13 protein-coding genes and 1 tRNA gene are annotated in these 19,557 nt (G+C 64.7%); 12 read left to right on the top strand and 2 right to left on the bottom strand.

The window, feature by feature from the left end; genetic code table 11:
- Window position 1: 1 nt before the first annotated feature.
- The 5 genes from ACFC1I_RS03185 to ACFC1I_RS03165 all read left to right on the top strand — a co-directional run bounded on the left by ACFC1I_RS03185 (window position 2) and on the right by ACFC1I_RS03165 (window position 11,726).
- Window positions 2–1,219, top strand: a complete 1,218-nt coding sequence (locus ACFC1I_RS03185; RefSeq protein WP_376006766.1) for a restriction endonuclease subunit S — start codon at window positions 2–4, stop codon at window positions 1,217–1,219.
- Window positions 1,216–4,311 (top strand): type I restriction endonuclease subunit R, encoded by a 3,096-nt coding sequence (locus ACFC1I_RS03180; protein ID WP_376006411.1) that lies wholly within the window; start codon window positions 1,216–1,218, stop codon window positions 4,309–4,311. The genes ACFC1I_RS03185 and ACFC1I_RS03180 overlap by 4 nt, the downstream gene beginning before the upstream one ends.
- A 22-nt stretch (window positions 4,312–4,333) precedes the next feature.
- Window positions 4,334–5,023, top strand: a complete 690-nt coding sequence (locus ACFC1I_RS03175) for a M48 family metallopeptidase (protein ID WP_376006410.1) — start codon at window positions 4,334–4,336, stop codon at window positions 5,021–5,023.
- A gap of 88 nt (window positions 5,024–5,111) precedes the next feature.
- Entirely contained in the window at window positions 5,112–7,832 is a 2,721-nt protein-coding gene (locus ACFC1I_RS03170; protein ID WP_376006409.1) for an ATP-dependent RecD-like DNA helicase, read from the top strand.
- 141 nt (window positions 7,833–7,973) lie between these two features.
- Window positions 7,974–11,726, top strand: a complete 3,753-nt coding sequence (locus ACFC1I_RS03165) for a hypothetical protein (protein ID WP_376006408.1) — start codon at window positions 7,974–7,976, stop codon at window positions 11,724–11,726.
- A gap of 51 nt (window positions 11,727–11,777) precedes the next feature.
- Here the strand turns inward: ACFC1I_RS03165 and ACFC1I_RS03160 are convergent, their stop codons facing one another.
- Complete coding sequence (locus ACFC1I_RS03160) at window positions 11,778–12,197, bottom strand: hypothetical protein (RefSeq protein WP_376006407.1); 420 nt, start codon at window positions 12,195–12,197, stop codon at window positions 11,778–11,780.
- A gap of 260 nt (window positions 12,198–12,457) precedes the next feature.
- On the opposite strand from ACFC1I_RS03160, the gene ACFC1I_RS03155 reads away from it, so the two are divergent.
- A tRNA-Ala gene (locus ACFC1I_RS03155) sits at window positions 12,458–12,530 on the top strand.
- Between the two features lie 60 nt (window positions 12,531–12,590).
- Here the strand turns inward: ACFC1I_RS03155 and ACFC1I_RS03150 are convergent.
- Window positions 12,591–13,232, bottom strand: coding sequence for a M15 family metallopeptidase (locus ACFC1I_RS03150; protein ID WP_376006406.1), 642 nt, complete (start codon window positions 13,230–13,232; stop codon window positions 12,591–12,593).
- A gap of 86 nt (window positions 13,233–13,318) precedes the next feature.
- Between ACFC1I_RS03150 and ACFC1I_RS03145 the strand changes: the two genes are divergently transcribed.
- The 6 genes from ACFC1I_RS03145 to ACFC1I_RS03120 are packed head-to-tail and all read left to right on the top strand — an operon-like array spanning window position 13,319 to window position 19,554.
- Window positions 13,319–13,996 (top strand): response regulator transcription factor, encoded by a 678-nt coding sequence (locus ACFC1I_RS03145; protein ID WP_376006405.1) that lies wholly within the window; start codon window positions 13,319–13,321, stop codon window positions 13,994–13,996.
- Between the two features lie 14 nt (window positions 13,997–14,010).
- The gene (locus ACFC1I_RS03140; RefSeq protein WP_376006404.1) at window positions 14,011–15,078 is read left to right on the top strand and encodes a sensor histidine kinase; all 1,068 of its coding nucleotides are present in this window, start codon (window positions 14,011–14,013) and stop codon (window positions 15,076–15,078) included.
- A gap of 48 nt (window positions 15,079–15,126) precedes the next feature.
- Complete coding sequence (locus ACFC1I_RS03135) at window positions 15,127–15,603, top strand: VOC family protein (protein WP_376006403.1); 477 nt, start codon at window positions 15,127–15,129, stop codon at window positions 15,601–15,603.
- A complete protein-coding gene (locus tag ACFC1I_RS03130) occupies window positions 15,600–16,739 on the top strand; it encodes a PQQ-dependent sugar dehydrogenase (protein WP_376006402.1) in 1,140 nt (379 codons plus the stop codon). The genes ACFC1I_RS03135 and ACFC1I_RS03130 overlap by 4 nt, the downstream gene beginning before the upstream one ends.
- A 41-nt stretch (window positions 16,740–16,780) precedes the next feature.
- Complete coding sequence (locus ACFC1I_RS03125; protein WP_376006401.1) at window positions 16,781–17,878, top strand: putative zinc-binding metallopeptidase; 1,098 nt, start codon at window positions 16,781–16,783, stop codon at window positions 17,876–17,878.
- Window positions 17,875–19,554, top strand: coding sequence for an acyl-CoA dehydrogenase family protein (locus ACFC1I_RS03120; protein ID WP_376006400.1), 1,680 nt, complete (start codon window positions 17,875–17,877; stop codon window positions 19,552–19,554). Before ACFC1I_RS03125 ends, ACFC1I_RS03120 begins: the two co-directional genes overlap by 4 nt.
- Window positions 19,555–19,557 lie beyond the last annotated feature (3 nt).

Here is a 19,557-nt window from a genome sequence, read left to right as displayed (position 1 = left end):
GATGCCATTACTGACGACTCTTGGCGAGATCGTGCGCAGTACGGGTGGCACTATTCAAACGGGCCCCTTCGGGAGCCAACTGCATGCAAGCGACTATCAGCTTGAGGGCACACCACTCGTCATGCCGACCAATCTCCGCGACAATGGAATCGCCGCCGACGGAATAGCAAGAATTGGTGATGAGGACGTGAAGCGCCTTGCGCGACACAAGTTTCGACCGGGCGACATTGTGTTCAGCCGACGGGGCGACGTGGGGCGGCGAGCGCTCGTTCGCGAGGATCAGCGTGGTTGGATCTGCGGAACAGGGTGTCTGGCAGTGCGCTTTGGAAAGAACCTGACAGACATTAGCCCCGCATACATTGCTCATCTCGTGGGTGCACGGACCGCTCAGTCGTGGCTCGTCGATAACGCGGTCGGCGCAACCATGCTCAATCTGAACACCGGAATACTCGGAGCGCTCCCGCTAGCTGTTCCTTCAAAGGACGAGCAAGACAGCGTAGTTGGCGCACTGGATGACGCTCACGCGCAGGTCGATCTCCTCGAGGCGACGATCGCCAAGAAGAAGCTCATTCGGATCGGAGCAATGCAGCACCTGTTGTCAAATGGACATCCGGATGACGGGGAATGGTCTCTTGGTGATCTCGCCACGTTTCTGTCAGGTGGCACTCCGCGCCTTGACAACGCGGCTTTCTGGGCGGGCAACATCCCATGGATTAGTGCCCTCACACTAAAGGAATTGGAGGTCCGCGACTCCGATCGGCGAGTCACCGCTGCTGCTGTAGTAGCGGGAAGCAAGATGGCGCCAATCGGGTCAACGTTGCTTCTTGTGCGCGGCAGCGCGCTCCACTCCGAAATTCGAGCGTCCCTCGTCGTCGGAGAAGTCTGCTTCAATCAGGATGTAAAGGCTCTCGTGCCGAAGCATGATGTCCTGCCAAAGTTTCTTACCTACTCGTTGCACGCCAACGCCGATCGGCTTCTCCGCATGGTGACCTCCGCGGGCAACACTGCGGGCGTCCTCGACACCAAGGCACTAAAGAACATGAAGGTTTGGGTTCCGGACACCCCTCGCCAAGACGAGATTGTGACGATACTCGACGACATGTCGGATGAACTGCATGCGCTCGAGCGCCGCCTCGAGTCAGCTCGTGCGGTCAAGCAGGGCATGATGCAAGAGCTACTGACCGGACATACTCGCCTCGTCGAAGGAGGCGCGCTATGAGTGATGTTGGTCAGATCGAACGAAAGACACAGAAACGCGTGATCAAGCTCTTCGTCGACCAGCTCAACTACGAGTATGGCGGCGACCGCTCCGACGTCGACAACTCGAACGTCGACGAAGATCTCCTGCGTCAGAATCTGGCAGCGCGTCGTTACGACGATGTCATCATCAACCGCGCGATTCACGAGCTGAAGACAACGGCCGCGGTGAGCTCGCCGCCGCAGCTCTACGACGCGAACCACGCGGTATACAAACTGCTCCGCTACGGAGCGAAGGTGAAGCGCAGCACCTCCGAGAACTTCGAGACCGTCTGGCTCATCGACTGGGGGAGGCCTGAGGAAAACCACTTCGTCATCCGTGAGGAGGTCACGGTCAAGGGCGAGCACACAAAGCGCCCCGACCTCGTGCTCTATGTGAACGGGATCGCACTCGGCATCATCGAACTCAAACGCTCAAAGGTGAGCATCAGCGAGGGAATCCGCCAGAACATAGGAAACCAAAAGCAGCACTACGTGCGGCCGTTCTTCTCGACCGTCCAGTTCGTGTTCTCGGGCAACGACGTGGAGGGCCTTCGCTACGCCGTCATCGACACTCCGGAGAAGTACTGGCTGGAGTGGAAGGAACCGAGCACCGAGCAGAATCCGCTCGATCGCGCTCTGCTTCAGATGTGCTACAAGGAGCGCTTCCTCGAGCTGATCCACGACTTCGTTGTGTTCGACGCAGGAACCAAGAAGACCGCCCGCCACAATCAGTTCTTCGGCGTGAAGGCAGCGCAGCCGCGCGTGGAGACTCGTGACGGCGGCATCATTTGGCACACGCAGGGCTCGGGAAAGAGTCTGACGATGGTCTGGCTCGCGAAGTGGATTCGCGAGCACCAGGAGGACGCGCGCGTCCTCATCATTACGGATCGCACAGAACTTGACGAACAGATCGAGAAGGTATTCAACGGAGTCAACGAGGCGGTCTATCGGACAACCTCGGGTACCGATCTCATCACCACCTTGAATCAGAGCCAGCCCTGGCTCATCTGTTCGCTCGTGCACAAGTTTCGCGGAGGCTCCAAGTCGGAGACCAGCGACGAGCGCGACGCGGCCGGCGAAGACTTCATCAAGGATCTGCGCGCGCGTATCCCCGCTGACTTCAGGGTCAAGGGCAACCTCTTCGTCTTCGTCGACGAAGCGCACCGCACCCAGAGCGGCAAGCTCCACAAGGCGATGAAGGAGCTGGTACCGGAGGCCATGTTCATTGGCTTCACCGGAACGCCGCTTCTGAAGGACGACCAGGAGAAGAGTATCGAGACCTTCGGACGCTTCATCCACACGTACAAGTTCGATGAGGCAGTCCGGGATGGCGTCGTGCTCGACCTCCGCTACGAGGCTCGCAACGTAGAGCAGGAGCTGAAGGGCTCCACGCACATCGATAAGTGGTTCGACAACAAGACGAAGGGCCTCACCGACCTGTCGAAGGCGCGCCTGAGGCGCAAGTGGGGCACGATGCAGAAGGTCGTGTCAGCGAAGTCTCGCGCCGCCATGATCGTGCAGGACATCTTGATGGACTTCGACCGAGAGCCGCGCCTCATTAGTGGTCGCGGTAACGCGATGCTCGTCAGCTCCGACGTCTACCAGGCGACCAAGCTCTACGAGCTCTTCGTGCAGGCGGGCTTCGGCGGCAAGGTCGCGATCGTCTCCAGCTACGTGCCGAGTGCGAGTGCCGTCTCGAAGGAGGACGCGGGCGAGGGCGACAACGAGGAACTCATCAAGTACGAGATCTATCGCAAGATGCTCGCGGACTACTTCGCGATTCCCGCGGATCAGGCAGTCTCACGCATCGAAGAGTTCGAGAAGGACGTCAAGCGGCGCTTCATCGAGGAGCCCGGTCAGATGCGGCTGCTGATCGTCGTCGACAAGCTGCTTACCGGCTTCGACGCACCAAGCGCGACCTATCTGTACATCGACAAGAGCATGCGCGATCACGGTCTCTTCCAGGCCATCTGCCGCGTCAACCGGCTCGATGGGGAAGACAAGACGTATGGCTACGTCATCGACTATCGCGATCTCTTCAAGTCGCTCGACAAAGCCATCACCGATTACACCTCTGGGGCCCTCGACGGCTATGCCAAGGAGGACATCGAGGGGCTGCTCAAGAACCGCACCAAGCAGGAGCGCGACGACCTCAACGAGGCACTCGAACGTGTGCGGGCCCTGTGTGAAGCAGTGCTTCCGCCGAAGGGCACGATCGAGTACCAGCACTACTTTGTGGCCGAGACTCCAGGCGATGCAGAGCAGATCAAGGCCAACGAGCCGAAACGCGTTGAGCTGTACAAGTCCGTCGCCTCGCTCGTCCGCTGCTACTCGGTGCTGGCGAACGACATGCTCGAGGCGGGCTACACGGACGCCGAGGCAACGGCGATCAAGGCAGATGTGGCGCACTTCGTCAATGTGCGCGACGAGGTCGAGCTCGGCGCCAACGAGAAGATCGACATGAAGCAGTTCGAGGCCGGCATGCGTGCGCTCCTCGACACGTACATTCAGGCCGACCCCGTCGAGAGCGTCGCCACCTTCGACAAGGGGCTCGTGGAGCTCATCGTCGAACGTGGCCCAGCAGCTATTGACGCCCTTCCGCCCGGCATCAAGAACGATCCCGAGGCCGTCGCCGAGGTGATCCTCAACAACGTGCGAAAGACGATCATCGATGCGCACGCGCTGAATCCCAAGTACTACGACCGGATGTCGAGTCTGCTCGACGCCTTGATCGAACAGCGTCGCCTGGCGGCGATCGAGTACGCCGATTTCCTCGCCCGCCTGTTGGACTTGACGGCCGAGGTTGGCAAGGCAGAGTCGAGCATCAAGTACCCCGAGTGGGCGGCGACCGCCGCACGGCGCGCGCTCATCGACTTTGGGCTACCTGAGCAGATCGATCCGCAGTACTTCCACGACGTGATCCAGAACAGCAAGGAGCACGGCTGGAGCGAGAGCAAGATCAAGGAGCGGGCGCTCGCACGTTCTCTGCGCGCGGAGTTGCCTGAGGGCTTCGAGAACGAGCAGCTCGACGCGTTGCTCACGCTCCTGAAGGGCCATGATGAGTACCGCTAGCGGCTATCTCACGGTCGCGGGCTTGGCGATTGATGTCATCTACAAGGACATCAAGAACCTCCACATCTCGGTGTACCCGCCCGCGGGGCGCGTTCGCATCGCGGCACCAGAAGAGATCGACGAAGAGGTGATTCGGCTCGCGGTGGTTCAGCGGTTGCCGTGGATCAAACGGCAGCAGCAGCAACTTCAGAGCGCCGAGCGTCAGAGCAAGCGAGAGATGCTGTCTGGTGAAACCCACTACGTGTGGGGCTCCCGCTATCGCCTCGACGCGTCGCGTAGGAGCGGCAACTACTCGGTGGCCATCGAAGGCCAGTATTTGGTCGTTGTTACTCCCGAGTCGGCGGATGCCGAGGCTCGTCGAGCTGCACTTGACCGGTGGTATCGGCGTGAAGTGAAGGCCGCAATGCCAGCGCTCCTCGAGAAGTGGCAGCCCATCGTCGGAGCTCAGGCCGACCACATCGTCGTGCGCCGCATGAAGACCAAGTGGGGGACTTGTAAGCAAGACTCTCGGACGATCTGGATCAATCCGGAGCTCGCGAAGAAGACTCCTCGCTGCCTGGAGTACATCGTCGTCCATGAACTTGCTCATCTCCATGAACGCACGCACAACGAACGGTTCGTTGCGTTGATGGACGACTTCATGCCGGACTGGCGCGCGCGTCGAGATGAGCTCAACGGCGCCCCGCTCGCTGAAGAGGATTGGACGTTGTGATCAATTCGGATTGCGCGGCAGTTGCGGAGCAGGCGTTGAGGCTCGATCGGGCACATCCGATCCTTCGACCTGTCAGGGGATACGCGCAGTGAGAACGGCCAACGATCAAATCCGGAGCGCCGACCGCGCGATCTGTGACAGCATCGCCGCGCTCAAAGGCGACCGCGCCCTCATGTCACTTGCTGTCCTCGCGCAGCTTCGGAATCTTGTCGAGGGTGCGGCCGTCCGGCTCCACACGGGGCGCGATGACGCGGAGTTCGACTACGACGCGATTCAGGCTGCGCTTGCGGCTCTCGGCTCAGCTCCGAAGCGGGTTCAGTTTCTCCATCGTTTCCACAAGCTGCTCCAGGAGAGCGTCTCGCACTACACGATGGACGGTGATACGTCTGAGCGTCTGATGCTGAAGTACTACGAGTACCTGATCAGGTTGCGGCTGCTGCTTCGAACGGCCTGCGGAATCGAAACGCTCGAAAACCTCAAAGACTTCCCGGTCAACCTGGATCCGTCGCTTCGGGAGTATCACCGGAAGATTGCTGATCGCATCGATGCTGTTCGCGCCAACCCCACGCCTGGCGGCGTCCGCAGCCGGTACTACGTGCACCGCAGCCGCCCCTTCTTCACGAAGGGGAGGATCCTATACGAGGTTGTCTTCCGCGCCACGACCGACCACATGCAGAAGGTCGATCGGATCATTGCGTTCACTGACATCGAGATGACCGACAAGTACGCGGCCAACCTCACCGTGGTGCCGGATGCGATCGACGTTCTGGGGCAGACCATGCCGATCACGATCATCACTGAATGGCAGGTGTCGATCCGGCCTTGTGAGTTCGACAACTTCGCCCGCCTGTTCGGCATCGCCACGAAGGTGTCGTCTACGTCGAGTGAGTATCGCGCGCTGATGGACCACCTGACTCAAACGGAGACTGGACTTCTCGACGTCGTGGCCCTCCCCGATGACCGGTTCGCCGAGTTGCAGACGGAAGCAACGCGGCGGATGCAGAAGCCGGCCATCTTCCCTGTGCTTGTGAAGGCCCGCGACTTGATCGCTCGAAAGCGCCCCGGGCACAACATGATCCGCTACCTCATGCTGAGGATGAACAATCTGATCCTCAAGCAGCAGTACAGCCCGCAGACCTGGAGCCAGCTCTCGAATCTGAATCTCGATCGAGGTTGCAAACCGTTCGATTCCATGCCTTTCTGCACGTCGCCGAAGAAGCACAACGTGACGTTCTCTGACCTCGTGGAGAGCCTGGATGCACGCGATCGCAAGCACGAGCTGCTGGCGCGACGGGTGAAGAACAATGTCGAACAGCACGGGATGCTGTACACGCCGGAAGAGGACCTCGCGGGGTTCGGTGACATCGACGCGCTGATCGCGAAGTACAACAGCGAGCTCTGGTTCGGACATCGCCCCGCGCGAGATCTGGTGCACGACAAGAAGCACGTCTTCATCCAGGAGTACGAGGACGACTCCGTCGCAATCATCGAGGAGCTTCAAGCGCATACGAAGGCTGGGATCGGCGGCTACACCGCAGCCGTGGAACGGTGGCTTGATGAATCTCCGTCCATCACCATCGATGATCCGGTGAAGGAGAGCGCCCTCAAGGCGCTATTCGCCCAGTCGCAGGTCGCGTTGATCTATGGGGCGGCCGGCACCGGCAAGTCGACGATGATCGACCACATCGCGAACTTCTTCAACGACAAGAAGAAGCTCTTCCTCGCTCACACCAATCCCGCGAAGAACAATCTGGAGCGTCGCGTGAGCGCGCAGAACTCCACGTTCCGGACCATTGCGAGTCATCTATGGAACGACAGTGGCACTGAGTTCGACGTCTTGTTCATTGACGAGTGCAGCATCGTGAGCAACGAGGACATCCTTCGGGTGCTGCGACGGACTTCATTTCAGCTGCTTGTACTCGTGGGAGACAGCTACCAGATCGACTCCATCAAGTTCGGGAACTGGTTCACCCTTGCGCCGGCCTTCCTGCCGGACTCATCGGTCTTCGAGCTCACCAATCCGTATCGGACGAAGAGCAACAAGCTGCTGAAGTTCTGGGGCGCTGTTCGCGGGATTGAACCCAACATCGAAGAGCTCCTGGCGCACTACGGCTACTCAGCTGTCCTCGACGAGACGCTCTTCGCGCCGCGCAACGACCAGGAGATCATCCTGTGTCTGAACTATGACGGGCTCTACGGCATCAACAACGTCAATCGCTTTCTGCAGAGCAGCAACCCTGGCGCCGCGACGGTCTGGGGTGTTTCGACGTACAAGGTCGGCGATCCTGTACTGTTCGGTGACACGTCTCGCTTCCGAGGCGTCATCTACAACAACCTCAAGGGCACGATCGTCGGGATCGAGACCTTCCCGGGGCAGATTCAGTTCGACATCGAGCTCGACCGGATTCTGACCGCCTTCGACGTTGCGCGCGTATCCGAGCTTGAGTGGCTCGGCGGCTCGACCGTGAGATTCTCGGTTCTCGAGCAGGGGAGTACGGACGGCGAGGACGAGTCCACGAGTAAGACTGTTCCGTTCCAGGTTGCGTACGCGGTGTCGATTCACAAGGCGCAGGGTCTGGAGTACGACTCGGTGAAGGTCGTCATCACGGACGCCAACGAGGATCGCTTCTCCCACAACATCTTCTACACTGCCGTCACGCGGGCTCGTCAACGCTTGAAGATCTTCTGGACGCCGGAGACTCAGCATGCAGTCCTCAGTAGGCTCGAGCGCCCGAGCCAAGGGCGAGACCTCGGCCTTCTCCGTGGTCGCCGCGGGTTGAAGTCGATCGGATCCAAGAAGCGACCGTAGAACGGACGCGAGCCGCGGAGCCGTTCCCGATAGGTCGAGTGCTATGACTTCGGACGCCATGCACCTTCGGATGCGGCGCGCGGACTGTGCGATCCGCTCGTGCTTGACGTGTCCCCGCCCACTGTCATAATCAGGGGCACAATGCAGCAACTCCTACTGAAAGCGCTGGAACGCGCAACTGAGAAGGTGCGCAGCTGGGGGAGCAAGGAGGAGTTGCCGACTCCGGTGCTGCTGCCGCTGACGCCTAAGTTCGACCGCACGAAGCACGGCGTCTACCTCGACATCATTGAGGCGGCGCTGAACAACCCTGCCAAGGAAGTACGCAACATCGCGCTCACCGGAAGCTACGGCGTCGGCAAGAGCAGCATCCTGAGCGAGGTAGGGCGACTCCACGAGCCCAAGGTCATTGCGGTATCGCTCTCGTCGCTCGGGTTCCCTGACGACGAGCCGCTCCCGGCCGGTGACGCGGCCAAGGCGGCGTCCACCAAGACCAACCGCATCCAGAAGGAGATCGTCAAGCAGCTCCTTTATAGCCAGGATCCGCTCAAGACTCCGGGCTCGCGGTATCGCCGCACCACGAGGTTCCGCTTCGGTCGAACCCTGGGCCTATCGGCGCTGCTCTCGCTGCCCGTCGCCCTCGTCTTCTTCCTCACTGGATGGACGGCGTCCATCGCAACCCTGATTCCTAATGCAAGCGACGTTCCGTGGCTCGCGCCGCTACTGGTGTACGTGGCGTCGACGCTCCTGCTGCTGGGGCTCTTTGCTGCCTTCCATAACCGATTCCAGATTGAGAAGCTCGGCGCCGGCGCCGCCACGATCTCACTCTCCGCGAAGTCGGCCACGTACTTCGACGAGTACCTCGATGAGATCGTCTACCTCTTCGAGGTGGTGAAGCGCGACATCGTCATCTTCGAAGACATCGACCGGTTCGACGATGCCCACATCTTCGAGACGCTGCGTTCTCTCAATTCGATTCTCAACGGGGCTAAGCAACTCGGGGGTCGCAAGATCCGGTTCATCTACGCCATCAAGGACAGCATCTTCGACGAGCTCGGCGCGCGTGCGGCGAAGGAACAGGCGTCCGGCGACCAGGAGAACGACGAGACGAAGCGCAAGGAGGATCCGAACGCGAAGGCGCAGGCAGACGCCGCTGAGGTTGAGATCGCCCGTGCAAACCGGACGAAGTTCTTCGACCTCGTCGTGCCCGTCGTGCCGTTCATTACGCACCGTAGTGCGCGCGACATCCTCGTCCAGGTGATGGGCAAGGATCTCCAGCACGGCGTGTCTGACGAGCTCATCGACCTCACTGGGCGCTACGTCGCCGACATGCGGCTGATCAAGAACATCCGCAACGAGTACGCTATTTTCAAACGCCAGGTGATCGATTCCGGCACCATCGAGCTGAGCGAGAACGGCCTGTTCGCGATGGTGCTCTACAAGAGCACGCACCTCGCAGACTTCGAGCTGATCAAGCTGGGCAACAGCAACCTCGACTTGCTCTATCGCGACGGCCGCAGTCTTGTCGCCGCCAACATCAAGACGCGCAACGCGACGATTCGCACTGCGCGCGCCAGCCGCCCACGGGCGTCGATCGGGGCCGATGAGGCCAAGAAGCTCGGCAAGCTTTTCGACGAGCACATGAAGCGCACCTTGAGCCACCTCGGGCTTGGTGCCGTGCAGACGCAGCCGCGGACACTCAACGGGGAGGAAGTCACGGACGCCGAGCTGCTCACGCCGCAGTTCTGGGAGAAGTTCGCAACGACTAACGGAACGGTGCAGTTCAACTACCTTCGGCCGAACCAGGGACGATGGGAGACGCTCCACTTCCAACGCGCCGACGTCGCTCAGGCGCTGCGTCGCCCTATCGACTCGAACGAGTGGATCGAGCAGGAGAGGGCACGGCTGGACGCTGAAGTCGCGGACGCAATCGCCGACCGCGACTTCCTCACCCACGCGGATATGAGCGATCTCATGGCGAGGACGGAGTTCACGCTCGACGTCGACGGCAAGGGGCTCTCGTTCGCTGACTTGGCGAAGAAGCATTTGAAGTCCGAGCTCGCACAACGCCTGCTCGAGGCCGGCTACATCGATCGGAACTTCACCCTCTACACGTCGACCTTCTACACAGACCGGGTCAGTGCGAACGCCACTAACTACATCCTGAAGAATGTCGATACGAACGAAATCGACATGCACTTTGAGCTGTCGGATGAAGAGGTGGCTGCGATTCTGCGCGAACGCGGTCGCGGTGTCCTGGGCGAGAAGTCGGCGTACAACCTCAGCGTCGTGCGTTACCTGTTGGCATCGGATCGACCTGGGCTGGAAGTCGTGCTTGGGCGCCTCGCACGCCAAGGTGACGACGAGAAAGAGCTCATCCTCACCTACCTCGACGAGGGGGCGAACACGCCATCGTTCATCTCTGCGCTTACTCCGGAGTGGGCGGCCGTCTTTACCTTCCTCGTCTCGGAGTCCGGGGTCGAGGAGCGCGCGCGCTTGACGCTGCTCGACGCAGCGTTCCGAGCGATGGATACGGCTGTCGTGTACAAGACCGACGAATCACTTCGCGACTTCCTCGTCGCGTCCTATCACAGTATCCCCGTATTCACGGCAACGGATGTCTCCGAGCACATTGCGGGGCGCGTGGCGGGTCTCGTCGAACGTGCGGACGCGTACTTGCCGTCGCTCGATGGGCTTGGGGCCACCGTGCGGGCGGCTCTTGCCGCGAACGGCAGTTACGACATCACTCGCGAGAACCTGCTGATCGCGTTGGGTGACCCCACACACTCCCTCTCTCTGGACGCCATCAAGTCCTCGAGCGCGGACGTCTATGGCCGAGTGCTGGGCGGCGTGGGGGAGTACCTCTCCGTCTTGGCCGAAGGCGAGCCCACAATCGTGGAGCCGACGGCCTTCGCAGCGATCCTTGAGGAAGTCGCGGAGACCGACGAATCGGCGCTGCAGGTCGTCGTCGAGCGTTCTGCGACCGACTGCGTCGTCACCGCTCTCGCAGACATCGAGAGCACGACGTGGAGTGCCCTTGCCGAGCACGGGCGGTTCCCGGTGACGTTCGCCAACGTCTACGCCTACATCGCCGAGAACGGTTTGGATGATTCGCTGGCGCGGATGCTTGAGGCGAGTGGCGAGATTGAGACCCCGGCAGGTGCTGACGAGGCGCCAAAGCTTGAGGTCGCGCTCACGATCCTCCGCGACGCCGATCGGCTTCCCTCTGCGAAGCTTCGCGCCGAACTGGTCGACAGCCTGGGCCTGACGACCCACATCGACGTTGCATCCATCCCTCGAGAGGCCGGGGAATTCGTCGGCTGGTTGATCGCTGAAGATGTGATCAGAGACGATGCCGCCACGTTCTCGGTGATCGGAGCGAACGACATCGACGGACTCGCGTTCGCGATCACCAAGTCTGCCAACTTCGCCAGTTTCATGACCACGGCGGAAGTGACTCCAGCTCGCGTGGGCGCCCTCACTGTGCACGCACGAGTTCCCGAGGCTGTGAAGGACACGATTCTTGCGCGCTTCACGGACTTCACCGTTGGCACGAGCCGAACAGGACTCTCGCTCATCGCGCGGTATGCGGTCGACAACAACAAGCGCCTCGCCTTCGACGAAGTGGCTCGGCTCGCTCGTGAGGGGGTTGATGCCGAACTGGTAGTTCCGCTCCTGGGTTCCTACCTTCCGAGTGTTGGAATCGCCGAGCTTGAACCCGTCCTCATTTCGCTTGGCGGCGAGTTTGAGAAGTTGTCAGCCGCCAACGGCAGGCACCCTCGAGTTCCGCTGACGAGCGCGAACCGAGCACTCGTCGATCGGCTTGAGGCACTCGAGATCGCGAGCTCGAGCACGGAAGCTGACGGCGAGATCAAAGTCAACATGAAGCACGGGTAGGGCTCGGAGGTGTGCTGAGTGCGACGCATGCTAGCTGCGCGTCCGCGAGGTTCACAGTCGGATCCCGTTCGCACGGCGTGCGGGCCCATGTCGACTGAATCCAAACCGTGCTGGTCGTGCCACGGATTCTCGCATGTCCTCGACGACCGAATCGAAGCGGCCGAGAAGCGACACGTACCCGAATTGATGGTTGTAGGCGAGCGCATACCCGGAAGCCTTATCGCGAATGACACGGTCGGTCGGACTCCGAGGGATATCGTCGTAGACGTATCCGTTGACCAGCGCGGCATCCCTCGTCTCGTCGCCGAAATCCCACTGGGACAGATGCTGGATTGCGGTTTCGGCTCCCTTCTTGTCGATCGTGTCGAGCACGGTGGCGGCTTCCTCGCCCTGCATGAAGACGATGCTCATCCAACGCAGTTCGACAGGTAGTGCCAGTGAATCGGTTGACGCGGGGGTGGTGCTGTTCATCTCGAGCTCCCTTCTTTATCGGGAAGGTGCGTGCCGGTTCACCAGCGCCCACAACCCCGCCGACGAGGCGAGCTGTGCGCTGGCAGAGCGGCGGGCAGGACTTGAGATGTAGACACTTACTCGACGGTTCAGATACCTCGAGATCGCTCCAAAGGCGTCAAGATCTCTCGAAGTCCCGTCGCGTATGCTGGCTATCACCACCACCGGAGTGAAGTCGAACGGCAGGTTTCCGGGGGTTTTGGGCATCCGCGAGACCATCAGGGCCTGTGGCGCAGCTGGTAGCGCACCTGCATGGCATGCAGGGGGTCAGGGGTTCGAGTCCCCTCAGGTCCACCGAAAAGGCCGCCCGATCAGGGCGGCCTTTCGAGTTTCCCGGCGACTCGCGGACCCGACTCATCCGTGCATCCGCGGGTCCTGGGTCGGATCGACGTACGGTGTCGGGCAGCCGAGATCGATCGCCTCGGGACGCAGCTCGAAGTGCCATGACTCGTTCGCGTACGTCTGACACAGTCCGTACGCGGCACCCCGGCGGGCGAGCCAGTCCACCGCGTCGTACGAGCCGACATCGACCGCCTCGCCGGCGACGTGCGCCGACGTCGAGGAGGACGCCACCCACCGCGCCGCCTCCTCGGCCGAGCCGTACTCGGCCACGGCGTCCTGCAGCAGGCGATCCTGGTACTCCGCGGACCGCCAGCCGCTGTTGACCCGCACCACGATCCCGTCGGCGGCCGCGTCGTGCGCGGCCCGTTGCAGCGCGTCGCGCAGGCCGGGGGAGAGGCGCGCCACACCGGGGTACCCCTCGTCGAACGCGGTCGCGCCTTCGGGAAGGAGCCCGTCCTCGGCGGTGACGGCCCCGTCGGGTGCGGCCGGCGCTCCGGGAAGCGACCCGTCGACGGTGCCGCTGAGGGGCACCGCGGCGGAGGCGGAGCGATACACCGCGACGCCGGCGACCGCGAGGGCGGCGGCGATCAGGCCTACCAGTGCATACCGGAGTGCGCGTCGAGGCTTCGGGGGAACCGTTGCTGCGGGGATCATGCTGCCAGCCCACACGCGCGCGTGTTGCGAGGGCGTTAAGGCTTCTCCATACGCGGACGATATGCGCCGGCTCGTACCATCGGGTCATGCGTGTGCTGGTGGTCGAGGATGAACCCCTGATGGCGGAGGCCATCCGTGACGGACTGCGCCTCGAGGCGATCGCCGCCGACATCGCCGGTGACGGCGACACCGCGCTCGAACTGCTGAGCATCAACGCCTACGACATCGCCGTGCTCGACCGCGACATCCCCGGCCCATCGGGCGACGAGGTCGCGGCGCACATCGTGGGCTCGGGCAGCGGCATCCCGATCCTCATGCTCACGGCGGCGGACCGGATCGACGACAAGGCCACCGGCTTCGAGCTGGGCGCCGACGACTACCTCACCAAGCCGTTCGACCTGAAGGAGCTCGTGCTGCGGCTCCGGGCACTGGATCGTCGCCGCGCCCGCAGCCGGCCGCCGCTGCGCGAGCTCGCGGGGCTCCGGCTCGATCCGTTCCGGCGCGAGGTCTACCGCAACGACCGCTACGTCGCCGTGACGCGCAAGCAGTTCGCCGTCCTCGAGGTGCTGATGACCGCCGAGGGCGGGGTGGTGAGCGCCGAGGAGCTGCTCGAGCGCGCGTGGGACGAGAACGCCGACCCCTTCACGAACGCGGTGCGCATCACCGTCTCGGCCCTGCGCAAGCGGCTGGGCGAGCCCTGGGTCATCGCCACGGTGCCCGGGGTCGGCTACCGGATCGACGTCGAGGACGGACCCCGCGCATGAGGAGGGCTCCGGGCATGAGCGTGCGGCTCAAGCTCACCCTCAGCTACGCCGGCTTCCTCATGCTGGCCGGTGCGCTCCTCCTGGCCGTCGTGTGGGCCTTCCTCCTGAGGTACGTCCCGGCCGGCCAGAACACCGGCCCCGGGCCGTTCGTCCCGAATCGCGGCGATCTCATCCGCGCGTTCACGCCGGCTGTCTCGTGGGCGCTGGTGTTCCTCCTCGTGTTCGGACTGCTCGGCGGCTGGTTCCTGGCCGGACGGATGCTGGCGCCGCTGGCGAGGATCACGGAGGCCACGCGCCGGGCCGCGGACGGATCGCTGTCGCACCGGATCGCGCTGCCGGGCCGCCAGGACGAGTTCCGCGAGCTCGCCGACAGCTTCGATGCGATGCTCGCGCGCCTCGAGGCGCAGGTCGCCGAGCAGCGCAGGTTCGCCGCGAACGCCTCGCACGAATTGCGCACGCCGCTCGCGATCACCCGCACGCTGCTCGACGTCGCCTGCCGCGACCCCGATCGTGATGTCGACGAGCTCATCGAGCGGCTCCGCGCGGTCAACGCGCGCGCGATCGAGCTGACCGAGGCGCTCCTGGTGCTCAGCCGTGCGGAGCAGGGGTCGTTCGCCCGGGACGCGGTGGACCTGTCGCTCGTCGCCGAGGAGGCTGCCGAGACGCTCCTCCCGCTCGCCGAGGCGCGCGGGGTGACGATCCGGACGACCGGGACCATCGCGTGGACGTCGGGCTCGTACGCGCTGCTGCTGCAGCTGGCCTCCAATCTCGTGCACAACGCCATCGTCCACAACCTCCCCGTGGGCGGCAGGGTCGAGATCAGCACCGCCGTGCACGGTGATCTCGCGGAGCTCGTCGTCGAGAACACCGGCGCGGTCCTCAGCCCGGAGCGCGTCGCCACGCTCACCGAGCCGTTCCAGCGCGGGAGCGAGCGCATCCGCACCGACGACCATGCCGGCGTCGGGCTGGGGCTCGCGATCGCCCGGAGCATCGCGACGGCCCACGGCGGGGCGCTCGCTCTCACCGCCCTGGCTGGCGGCGGGCTGCGCGCCACGGTGCGGCTGGAGGCGCAGCATCCATGAATCGTCCGCCTGTTGCGCGGGTGCGACGCGTCGACAAGGGTGGGACGCATGAGCGCAGTGACCCCGTTCCTCTGGTTCGATGATGCGGCCGAGGAGGCCGTCACGTTCTACACCGCGCTGATCCCGGACTCCGAGCTGGTCACGATCGACCGGTACCCCGACGAGGTGCCGGGCATGGGCGGGAAGGTCATGCACGTGCACTTCCGCCTCGGCGGCCGCGACTACTTCGGCATGGATGCCGGCCCGCAGTTCCCGTTCACCGAGGCCGTCTCGCTGTACGTCGCGTGCCGCGATCAGGCCGAGGTCGACCGATACTGGGACGCGCTCACGGCGGGCGGCGGTCAGGAGCAGCCGTGCGGCTGGTTGAAGGACCGCTGGGGCCTGTCGTGGCAGATCATCCCCGACCGCCTGGTCGAGCTGATCCGCCACCCCGACCCTGAGATCGCCCACCGCGCGGTGCAGGCGATGCTGCGGATGCGCCGCATCGACCTCGCGACCCTCGAGGCGGCGGTGGCGGACGGATGAGGCGCCACGCCCGGTGGACGGCGGTCGGATGCCTCGTCCTCGCGCTGACCGCGGCCTCCGGGTGCACCGTGCCGGCGCCGCAGCCCGCGCCGTCGGCGCAGGCGCCGACGATCGGCGAGAGCACGGCTCCCGCGGCGAGCACGTGGTGGCGCGCCGGGGCGGTCACCGGAACCCTCGCGTCGGACCTGCAGGCGCCGTGGTCGGTCGTGCCGCTCGACGGCGGCGGAGCGCTGATCTCGGAGCGCGGCGACGGCACGGTCCTCGAACTCACCCCGGACGGCGACGTCCGCACGGCCGGCGTGATCCCCGGCGTGGTGTCGGGCGGGGAGTCGGGCCTGCACGGCCTCGCGCTGCGGGAGGGCGGCGACAGCCCGGTGCTGTACTCGTATTTCGGCGCCGCCGACGACAACCGCGTGGCACGGATGCCGCTCCTCGGCGAATCGGGGTCACTCGCTCTCGGCGAGCCCGAGGTGATCCTCGACGGCATCACGCGCGCGAGCACCCACGACGGAGGGCGCCTCGCCTTCGGGCCGGACGGGTACCTGTACGTCACGACGGGCGATGCGCAGCAACGGGACGCCGCGCAGGACCCGGAGAACCTCGGCGGGAAGATCCTGCGGATCACCGTTGACGGCGACCCCGCTCCCGGCAACCCGTGGAACACACGGGTGTGGTCGATGGGGCACCGCAACGTGCAGGGGATCGCCTGGACCGCCGACGGCACGATGTGGGCGAGCGAGTTCGGCCAGAACACGTGGGACGAGCTCAACCGCATCGAGCCGGGGGCGAACTACGGATGGCCGCTCGTCGAGGGCATCGCGGGGGAGGAGCAGTTCACCGACCCGGTCGCGCAGTGGCCGACGAGCGATGCCAGCCCCAGCGGCATCGCCGCCGTCGGCGACACGGTGTTCATGGCGGCGCTCCGCGGCGAGCGGCTCTGGCAGATCGATACCGAGGCCGGCGAGATGCGCGACGAACCGGTGGGCGCATTCGTGGGGGAACACGGGCGCCTGCGCGACGTCGTCGCGCTGCCCGACGGGTCGCTGTGGCTGCTGACGAACAACACCGACGGGCGCGGTTCGCCGCGGCCAGGCGACGATCTGCTGCTCCGGGTGGAGCTCGCGCCGTCGCCGTGACACGGGCGTCTGCCCGCTCCGCGGCACGCTACGGTGAGACCGTGACCTCGCAGCCCCGCTGTCCGCATTGTCGCCACTTCGTCTACCTGGACACACTGCAGTGTCCGAACTGCGAAGCCGAGATCGGCTACCACATCCCGACACGCGAGTTCTTCGGGCTGCGCCACGGTCAGGCCGTCATCGACGGCGAGGTCTGGTACACCTGCTCGAACCGCGAGTGGGCGTGCAACTGGCTGGTGTGGGAGAACGCCCCGGCAGGACGCTGCTTCTCGTGCCGGCTGACCCGCCGCCGTCCCGCCGCGGACGACACCGTGGCCCTGGAGAAGCTCGCGAAGACCGAAGAGGCGAAGCGACGGCTGCTGCTCCAGCTCGCCGACCTCGGGCTGCCGATCGTCGGCTGGGACGTCGAGAAGGGCGGCCTCGGGTTCGACCTGATCTCCAGCCTCTCCGACGGCAAGCCGGTGACCATCGGCCATGCCAACGGCATCATCACGATCGACCTGGCCGAGAACCTCGACGACCGGCGCGAAGCCCTGCGTGTGCGGCTGGGCGAGCCGTACCGCACCATCCTCGGGCACCTCCGCCACGAGGTCGGTCACTACTACCAGAACGTCCTCCTCGCCGACGACGAGCTGTGGGCCCGGTGCCGCGAGCTCTTCGGAGACGAGCGCGCGAGCTATCGCGACGCGCTGAAGCGCCACTACCGGTTCGGCGCCCCGTCCGACTGGCATGAGTCGTTCATCTCCGAGTACGCGACGATGCACCCGTGGGAGGACTTCGCCGAGACGTTCGCCCATTACCTCCACATCACCGGCACGCTGCAGACGGCGGCGGTCATCGGCATCCATCTCGATGCGTCCGTGACGAACCTGCGTGACACGGATGTCGTGCCGCTCGACTCGTACGAGAACGAGCCGATCCAGCGCCTTCTCACCGACTGGGAGTGGCTGTCGCAGGCGTGCAACCGCATCAACCGGTCGATGGGCTTCGGTGATCTGTACCCGTTCACGATCGTGACGCCGGTGCGGCACAAGCTCGCGTTCGTCCATGACATCGTGACGCGGGCGCCGCTCAGCCCGGGGGAGCAGTACACCCTCGCCATTGCGGGTGCCGGGGCAGGGGAGACGGAGACGTCATGACCTCGTTCGCGCGGGGGCAGCGGGTGATCGGTGCGGCGACGCACTACGTCGAGAACCAGCCGCCCTGGCGCGTCGACGTCGACGAGTACACGCTCAACGCGCCGCTCGGTGCGGCGGTGCACGCCTTCGGGGCGGACTGGGCCGAAGACGGTCTGCGCGAGGCAGGCACGCTCGTGGGTTCCGGCTCGTTCCAGCGGGATGCGGACCTCGCGAACGTCCACACTCCTGTCGCGCACGCCCACGACCGGTGGGGCTTCCGGCTCGACGAGGTCGAATACGACCCGTCGTACCACCGTGTGATCGCCGAGGCGCTCTCGCGCGGCGCGCACACGTCGGCGTGGGCGGACCCCCGACCCGGTGCGCACGTCGCGCGCGCGGCGATGTTCATGCTGTTCGCGCAGGTGGAGCCCGGCCACGCGTGCCCGGTGTCGATGACCCACGCCGCGGTGGCCTCGATCGAAGGGTCGCCCTGGGTCGCCGACGAGTGGCTCCCGCGCCTGTATTCGCGCGAGTACGACCCGCGGCTCATCGTCGACGGCGGCAAGACGAGCGCCCTGATCGGCATGGCGATGACCGAGAAGCAGGGCGGCTCCGACGTCCGTGCGGGAACGACGGTCGGCGAGTCGATGGGCGGCCACGCCTACCAGCTCACCGGCCACAAGTGGTTCTGCTCGGCGCCGATGTCGGACGGCTTCCTCGTGCTCGCGCACACGCGCAGCCGCGGTGTCGACGAGGGGCTCACGTGCGTGTTCGTGCCCCGGATCCTGTCGCCGCACGGCATGCGCAACGCGTTCCGCATCCAGCGACTCAAAGACAAGCTCGGCAACCGGTCCAACGCGTCGGCGGAGGTCGAGTTCGACGGCACCATCGGGTTCCTCATCGGCGAACCCGGCCGGGGCGTGCGGGCCATCATCGAGATGGTCCAGCGCACGCGCCTGGACTGCGTCCTCGGCACCGCCGCGGGCATGCGGCAGTCGGTCGCCGAGGCGCTCTGGCACGCGCGCGGACGCGAGGCGTTCGGCAAGCTCCTCGTCGAACAGCCCGCGATGACGGGAGTGCTCGCCGACCTCGCCCTCGAGTACGAGGCAGCGATGCTCACGGGCCTGCGCCTCGCGCAGCTCTTCGAGGCTGAGGCATCCGATCGCGACATCGCCCTGCGCCGCCTCGCGACGCCCGTGTCGAAGTACTGGGTGTGCAAGCGGGGTCCCCACCACGCGTACGAGTCGCTCGAGTGCCTCGGCGGCAACGGCTACACCGAGGCGTTCCCGCTCGCCCGGCGCTACCGCGAGCAGCCGGTGATGGCGATCTGGGAGGGCTCGGGCAACGTCATCGCCCTCGACGTGCTGCGGGCGCTCACGCGCGACCGCGCGTCGGGCGAGGCCTTCGCCGACGAGCTCGCGACGACGTCAGGCGCCTCGGCGGTGCTCGACCGCCACGTGGAGCGCACGCTCGTCCTCCTGCCGCGCCTCGCCGCCGACCCCGACGACGCGCCGTCGCAGGCGCGCCGGCTCAGCGAAAACCTCGCGCTCGCCTTCCAGGCGTCGCTCATGCTGCGCCACGCGCCCGGACGGGACGCCGACACGTTCATCGCCGCGCGGCTCGGCGAGGACCGTGGCGCGCAGTACGGGGTCCTCCCTTCGGGGACGGATGCCGCGGCCATCGTCGCGCGCCACTGACCG

It is taken from the genome of Microbacterium sp. NPDC056044, from assembly GCF_042267145.1.
In the GTDB taxonomy this organism is placed as follows: domain Bacteria; phylum Actinomycetota; class Actinomycetes; order Actinomycetales; family Microbacteriaceae; genus Microbacterium.
This window is presented reverse-complemented; position numbering and strand designations above follow the sequence as displayed.

What these genes read in the sequence shown, in the direction of transcription:
- ACFC1I_RS03130 (WP_376006402.1), top strand. Translation starts at nt 15,600, where the DNA reads ATGAGGCGCCACGCCCGGTGGACGGCGGTCGGATGCCTCGTCCTCGCG.
- ACFC1I_RS03160 (WP_376006407.1), bottom strand. Translation starts at nt 12,197, where the DNA reads ATGAACAGCACCACCCCCGCGTCAACCGATTCACTGGCACTACCTGTC.
- ACFC1I_RS03165 (WP_376006408.1), top strand. Translation starts at nt 7,974, where the DNA reads ATGCAGCAACTCCTACTGAAAGCGCTGGAACGCGCAACTGAGAAGGTG.
- ACFC1I_RS03150 (WP_376006406.1), bottom strand. Translation starts at nt 13,232, where the DNA reads ATGATCCCCGCAGCAACGGTTCCCCCGAAGCCTCGACGCGCACTCCGG.
- ACFC1I_RS03135 (WP_376006403.1), top strand. Translation starts at nt 15,127, where the DNA reads ATGAGCGCAGTGACCCCGTTCCTCTGGTTCGATGATGCGGCCGAGGAG.
- ACFC1I_RS03185 (WP_376006766.1), top strand. Translation starts at nt 2, where the DNA reads ATGCCATTACTGACGACTCTTGGCGAGATCGTGCGCAGTACGGGTGGC.
- ACFC1I_RS03145 (WP_376006405.1), top strand. Translation starts at nt 13,319, where the DNA reads ATGCGTGTGCTGGTGGTCGAGGATGAACCCCTGATGGCGGAGGCCATC.
- ACFC1I_RS03180 (WP_376006411.1), top strand. Translation starts at nt 1,216, where the DNA reads ATGAGTGATGTTGGTCAGATCGAACGAAAGACACAGAAACGCGTGATC.
- ACFC1I_RS03140 (WP_376006404.1), top strand. Translation starts at nt 14,011, where the DNA reads ATGAGCGTGCGGCTCAAGCTCACCCTCAGCTACGCCGGCTTCCTCATG.
- ACFC1I_RS03120 (WP_376006400.1), top strand. Translation starts at nt 17,875, where the DNA reads ATGACCTCGTTCGCGCGGGGGCAGCGGGTGATCGGTGCGGCGACGCAC.